This is a genomic window from Pseudomonas psychrophila HA-4 (genome assembly GCF_000282975.1).
In the GTDB taxonomy this organism is placed as follows: Bacteria; Pseudomonadota; Gammaproteobacteria; order Pseudomonadales; family Pseudomonadaceae; genus Aquipseudomonas; species Aquipseudomonas psychrophila_A.
Genome location: NZ_ALJC01000135.1, coordinates 23,325 through 29,534, shown reverse-complemented (window position 1 = coordinate 29,534; position 6,210 = coordinate 23,325). Strand labels below are relative to the sequence as shown.

General features: G+C 55.9%; 6 protein-coding genes. All 6 read right to left on the bottom strand.

Going from position 1 to position 6,210, the window contains the following annotated elements; all coding sequences use genetic code 11:
- Positions 1–28: 28 nt before the first annotated feature.
- Positions 29–772, bottom strand: a complete 744-nt coding sequence (pdxJ, locus tag B347_RS0123575; protein WP_019412156.1) for a pyridoxine 5'-phosphate synthase — start codon at positions 770–772, stop codon at positions 29–31.
- Positions 773–822: 50 nt separating this feature from the next.
- Positions 823–1,512: a DNA repair protein RecO gene (gene recO / locus B347_RS0123570; RefSeq protein WP_019412155.1), complete on the bottom strand. Its 690-nt coding sequence runs from the start codon at positions 1,510–1,512 to the stop codon at positions 823–825.
- Between the two features lie 159 nt (positions 1,513–1,671).
- Positions 1,672–2,574 (bottom strand): GTPase Era, encoded by a 903-nt coding sequence (gene era / locus B347_RS0123565; RefSeq protein ID WP_019412154.1) that lies wholly within the window; start codon positions 2,572–2,574, stop codon positions 1,672–1,674.
- A complete protein-coding gene (gene rnc, locus B347_RS0123560) occupies positions 2,567–3,256 on the bottom strand; it encodes a ribonuclease III (RefSeq protein ID WP_026014383.1) in 690 nt (229 codons plus the stop codon). Before rnc ends, era begins: the two co-directional genes overlap by 8 nt.
- Before the next feature lie 260 nt (positions 3,257–3,516).
- Positions 3,517–4,371, bottom strand: coding sequence for a signal peptidase I (lepB, locus tag B347_RS0123555; RefSeq protein ID WP_019412152.1), 855 nt, complete (start codon positions 4,369–4,371; stop codon positions 3,517–3,519).
- 5 nt (positions 4,372–4,376) lie between these two features.
- Positions 4,377–6,176, bottom strand: a complete 1,800-nt coding sequence (lepA, locus tag B347_RS0123550) for a translation elongation factor 4 (protein WP_019412151.1) — start codon at positions 6,174–6,176, stop codon at positions 4,377–4,379.
- Positions 6,177–6,210: the final 34 nt, after the last annotated feature.

Below are 6,210 nucleotides of genomic sequence, written 5' to 3'. Positions count from 1 at the left end.
GCTCGCTCCTACAGGTTTGGAATATGTCTTAGGCTTTTGAGGCCGCCAGAATCAGGGCTTTCATCTCGGAAACGGCCGACTTGAAGCCGACGAACAGTGCATGCGCCACCAACGCATGGCCAATGTTCAATTCGTTGATGCCCTTGATCGCCGCCACGGCTTCGACGTTGTGGTAGTGCAGACCATGGCCGGCGTTAACAATAAGCCCCTGCCCCAGACCAAAAGCCACACCATCCGCCACTCGCTTCAGCTCTTCGGCGACTTCAGTCGGGGTCAGGGCATCGGCATAACGACCGGTATGCAGTTCGATGGCGGGGGCGCCAACACGGCGCGAAGCTTCGATCTGACGTTCATCGGCGTCGATAAACAGCGAGACCTCACAGCCGATTTTAGCCAGTCGCTCAACCGCAGCCTTGATCCGCGCTTCTTGCCCGGCAACGTCCAGACCGCCTTCGGTGGTGAGTTCTTGACGGGTTTCCGGTACCAGGCAGACATGTGCAGGGCGAATACGCTCGGCAAACACCATCATCTCTTCGGTCACACCCATCTCGAAGTTCATGCGCGTTTGCAGCACGTCCTTAAGCAGCAATACATCGCGCTCTTGAATGTGACGACGGTCTTCGCGCAGGTGCACGGTAATGCCATCGGCGCCCGCCTCCTCCGCGTCCAGAGCCGCCTTGACCGGATCCGGGTAACGCGTGCCGCGCGCCTGACGCAACGTGGCTACGTGGTCGATATTCACGCCGAGAAGAATGCGATTGCTTGTGGTCACGTGGGCTCTCCTGAAGAGCTGAAGATTCGGCGCACAGCATACCGATCTATTCAGGGCTTGCGAAACAACTCACGACTGGCCAATGGCTTACCGGCCAGATGAACCGCCAAAGCCTGGCGCATCAGGCGTTTGGCCGCCGATAAAGCACCGGCAGCCGTCCAGTCCGCCTCAGACATGGCCTGCAACTCCGCCCCTTTGAACAAGCCCGGCTGCAAGAGCCAGACGCGCTCAAGCCCCGCATCTACTTGTAAGCGGTATAAGCCATCGGCTTCAACCGGTTCGCCGTGAATGTCTTGGGTCAACGAAAAGCTATAGCCCAGATCATCCAATAGACGCCATTCGAAAGCACGCAACAAAGGCTCTAACGGTCGCCCTTCAGCCAGCGCCAATAGCGTGGCAGCATAGTGATCGAACACGGCGGGGTGCGGGTCTTCGGCAGGTAGCAGGCGAACCAGCAACTCGTTGAGGTAGAGCCCGCTGAACAGGGCTTCGCCATTGAGCCAGGTGGAGATACCTGCGCTTTCCATGCGGCCGACGTTTTTCAACTCACCACGGCCGTGGAATTCGATTTCCAGTGGCACAAAAGGTCGAGCCAGACTGCCCGCCTTACCCCGCGCACTGCGCAGCACAGCGCGCAACCGACCTTGAGGCGTGATGAAATCCACCAGCGCACTGGTTTCACGATAAGGGCGACTGTGTAGGACGTAAGCGAGTTGGGGGACGATGGTTTTGCTGGACATGGGAGTCAGGTATCTCTGGTGGCTAACACCGCCCGCGAAAACAGCGACAGACCAAAGTGGGAGCGGGCTTGCTCGCGATACAAACACCTCGGCACGTCAGGCATACCGAGTTGATGCTATCGCGAGCAAGCCCGCTCCTACAGGGGATATTACGACCCGTTACAGGTCGCCATAGCCCAGCGAACGCAGGGCGCGTTCGTCGTCGGACCAGCCGCCTTTAACCTTGACCCACAGGTTAAGCATGATTTTGGAGTCGAACAGCAGCTCCATGTCTTTGCGCGCTTCGGTACCGATGCGCTTGATGCGCTCGCCCTTGTCGCCAATGATGATTTTTTTCTGGCCATCACGCTCAACTAGAATCAGCGCGTGAATGTGCAAGGTCTTACCCTGCTGCTTGAACTCTTCGATCTCAACAGTGATCTGGTACGGCAACTCCGCACCCATTTGACGCATGATCTTTTCACGTACCAACTCAGCGGCCAGGAAGCGGCTGCTGCGGTCAGTGATCTGATCTTCCGGGAAGAAGTGTTCATTCTCCGGCAGATGCTCAGCAATCACACGCTCAAGGGCATCGAGGTTGTGGCCATGCTGAGCAGAGATCGGGATGATCTGGGCGTTCGGCAGTTGCTCCTGAAGCCAGCTCAGGTGCGGCATCAGCTCAGCCTTGTCTTCGATACGGTCGGTCTTGTTCAGCGCAACGATCAATGGGCCGGTCACGTACTGAACGCGCTCAAGTACCATCTGATCTTCGTCAGTCCACTTAGTGCGATCCACGACAAAGATCACCACGTCGACGTCTTTCAACGCTGCCGAGGCGGTTTTGTTCATGTAGCGGTTCAGCGCCTTTTCACCGCCCTTGTGCATGCCCGGAGTATCAACATAGACCGCTTGCACGTTGCCTTCGGTCTTGATGCCCAGCATGTTGTGGCGGGTGGTCTGCGGCTTACGCGAGGTGATCGCCAGCTTTTGACCCAAGATGTGGTTCAGGAGTGTGGATTTACCCACGTTTGGTCGACCAACAATGGCGACATAGCCACAGCGAGTTTCAGTTGAATCAGTCATGGCCATTCTCCACGCCAAGGGCAATCAGTGCTGCGGCGGCCGCTACCTGTTCGGCAATACGACGGCTCACACCCTGGCCCCGGCTTTTTTCATTCAATAGGGCAATCTCGCACTCAACGAAGAATGTGCGGCAATGCGGTTCACCTTGAATATCCACCACTTCGTAACGCGGCAGATCACAGGCGCGCGACTGCAAGAACTCTTGCAGGCGGGTCTTTGGATCTTTATTGGTATCGACCAGGGTCAGGGTCTCGAACTCGCTCGTCAGCCAAGCCAATACACGGTCACGAGCAGTTTCCATGCCCGCATCCAGATAAATGGCGCCAATCAGCGCTTCAAGCGCATCAGCCAGGATCGACTCGCGACGAAAACCGCCGCTCTTCAACTCGCCCGAACCCAGACGTAAATACTCGCCCAACTCAAAACCACGGGCCAATACGGCCAAGGTTTCGCCCTTCACCAAGCGCGCGCGCAAGCGCGACAACTGGCCTTCACGGGCCAACGGGAAGCGATCAAACAACGCCTCACCGGCAACAAAGTTAAGGATAGCGTCACCCAGGAACTCTAGGCGCTCGTTATTGCGACCCGCAAAACTGCGGTGTGTCAGGGCCAGAACCATCAGTTCCTGGTCCTTGAAGGTATAGCCGAGCTGACGCTCTAAACGATTTAAAGAAAAACTCACGATTTACCCACGCTGAGTTCGTGGCCGAATGTCACCACCGGACCGATATTAGGGATCAGTGATGCTCGTTTATCGCATAGCAAATGGACAGGGAACAGGCTGTTCGCCGCCGTCACACTTAACGCTTTGTTCAAATCCACATCCTGAATACAGTTGACCAACCTGCCTGAGACGGCAGACGGTCGTAAGAACCGTCAAACGCCCCATTTATGGGGGCGCCTGAAAAGCATTCGGCGCTGTTATTAACAGCGCCGTCTTGGCTACTTGATCAGACCCACCCGCGAGAAATTCGGCAGGTGACTCATTTTGGGTTCTGGCCAGCTCATCCAAACAGCGAAGGCCTTGCCGACAATGTTCTTGTCGGGAACCATGCCCAACTCGTCTTTGGGAATGTTCGGATCATCCCAGTAACGGCTGTCGTTCGAATTGTCGCGGTTGTCGCCCATCATGAAGTAGTGACCAGCCGGAACTGTCCACTCGTTATCAGGCGGCGCGCGGTAGCGGCTCATTTCCTTGCGGATCATGTGCTCGACTTCGCCCAGCTTCTCTTTGTACAACTCGGCGCTGCCCAATGTGCCGGGCTCGGCGCCGACCAGTTGCTCGGCAACCCGTTGACCATTGACGTACAAATGCTTGTCGCTGGTGTAGCGAATCTTGTCGCCCGGCAGGCCCACTACACGCTTGATGTAGTTGACTGTCGGGTCGCTTGGGTAGCGAAAGACCATCACATCCCCGCGCTGCGGATCACCCACTTCGATGATTTTCGTATCGACCACCGGCAGGCGGATCCCGTACGAAAACTTGTTCACCAAAATGAAGTCGCCCACATCCAGTGTCGGTTTCATCGAGCCGGACGGAATCTGGAACGGCTCAACCAGAAACGAACGCAGCACCAGCACAATGAACAACACCGGGAAGAACGACTTGCCGTATTCAACCAGCAACGGCTCTTTGTTGAGCTTTTCGATTACCTGCATATCAGCCGCTGGAACAGTGGCTTGATAGTTGGCAATGGCCTTGCGCCGGCGCGGTGCCAGGAAGACCAAATCGAGCAGCGCCAGCAAACCGCAGACGGCAACAGCAATGACCAGCAACAGCGGGAAATTTAGTGACATAGGACCTAGCTATCCAACCTGAGCACCGCAAGGAAGGCTTCTTGTGGAATTTCCACGTTACCTACTTGCTTCATGCGTTTTTTACCGGCCTTTTGCTTTTCCAACAGCTTGCGCTTACGGCTAACGTCACCACCGTAGCATTTGGCCAGTACGTTCTTTCTGAGTGCCTTGACAGAGGTTCGCGCAATGATCTGTCCGCCAATGGCGGCTTGGATCGCGACGTCGAACATCTGGCGCGGAATCAGTTCTTTCATCTTCTCGGTCAACTGCCGACCTTTGTAGTGCGCGTTTTCCTTGTGCACGATAAGGGCCAGGGCATCGACCTTGTCACCGTTGATCAGCACATCCAGCTTCACCAGATTAGCCGACTGATAACGATCGAAGTGGTAATCGAGCGAAGCATAGCCGCGACTGGTGGATTTGAGACGGTCGAAGAAGTCCAGAACCACTTCGTTCATCGGCAAATCGTAGGTCACTTGTACCTGGGTACCCAGGAACAACATGTCGTGTTGTACGCCACGTTTTTCAATACACAGGGTTATGACGTTGCCCAGATGCTCTTGAGGCACAAGGATGTTGGCACGCACGATCGGCTCGCGCATATCTTCGATCGCCGACAGGTCCGGCAGCTTGGACGGGTTGTCGACATAAATGGTTTCACCGCTCTTGAGCACCAGCTCAAAAATTACGGTCGGCGCTGTGGTGATCAGGTCCAGGTCGTACTCGCGCTCTAGGCGCTCCTGGATGATTTCCATGTGCAACATGCCCAAGAAGCCGCAACGGAAGCCGAAGCCCAGTGCGTCAGAACTTTCTGGCGTGTATTGCAGCGACGAGTCGTTGAGCGTCAGCTTTTGCAGAGCGTCACGGAAATCTTCGAAATCATCGGAGCTGACCGGGAACAGACCCGCGTATACCTGTGGCTGAATGCGTTTGAAACCTGGCAGCACGTCCACATCAGGGGTCGAACTCAAAGTCAGGGTGTCGCCCACTGGCGCGCCATGAATGTCCTTGATACCCGCAATGATGAAGCCTACTTCACCGGCTTTAAGGTCGGCGGTGGCAGTGTGCTTCGGGTTGAATACGCCGACGCTGTCCACCAAGTGAACCTTGCCGGTGGATTTAACCAGGATTTTGTCGCCCTTTTTCACACGGCCGTGGCGCACGCGAACCAGGGACACAACGCCCAGATAATTGTCGAACCAGGAGTCGATGATCAACGCTTGTAGCGGATCTTCGATGTTGCCGGTTGGCGCAGGAATGGTGTGCACTAGGCGCTCGAGCACCTCGTCTACACCCAGACCGGTCTTGGCACTGCAGGTCACGGCATCAGTGGCGTCGATGCCAATGATCTTTTCGATTTCTTCTTTGACACGGTCCGGATCAGCCTGTGGCAGGTCGATCTTGTTCAAGACCGGCATCACTTCAAGGCCTTGCTCGATAGCGGTGTAGCAGTTGGCTACGGACTGGGCTTCTACGCCCTGCCCTGCATCGACCACCAGCAGCGCACCTTCACAGGCGGCCAGAGAACGGCTGACTTCATAGGTGAAGTCAACGTGGCCGGGGGTGTCAATAAAGTTCAGCTGGTAAGTAATGCCGTCTTTGGCCGTGTAGTACAAGGTTACGCTGTGGGCCTTAATGGTAATCCCACGCTCACGCTCCAGGTCCATGGAATCCAGTACTTGGGCTTCCATTTCGCGGGCAGTCAGACCACCGCACATCTGAATGAAACGATCGGCCAGCGTCGACTTGCCATGGTCAATGTGGGCGATGATGGAGAAATTGCGGATATGACTCAAATCACTCACGGGTCAACACTCAAAAAAAGTCGCAGGCAGACTG

Excerpts from the sequence above, each read along its gene's own strand:
- recO (WP_019412155.1), bottom strand. The coding sequence starts at position 1,512 with ATGTCCAGCAAAACCATCGTCCCCCAACTCGCTTACGTCCTACACAGT.
- lepB (WP_019412152.1), bottom strand. The coding sequence starts at position 4,371 with ATGTCACTAAATTTCCCGCTGTTGCTGGTCATTGCTGTTGCCGTCTGC.
- era (WP_019412154.1), bottom strand. The coding sequence starts at position 2,574 with ATGACTGATTCAACTGAAACTCGCTGTGGCTATGTCGCCATTGTTGGT.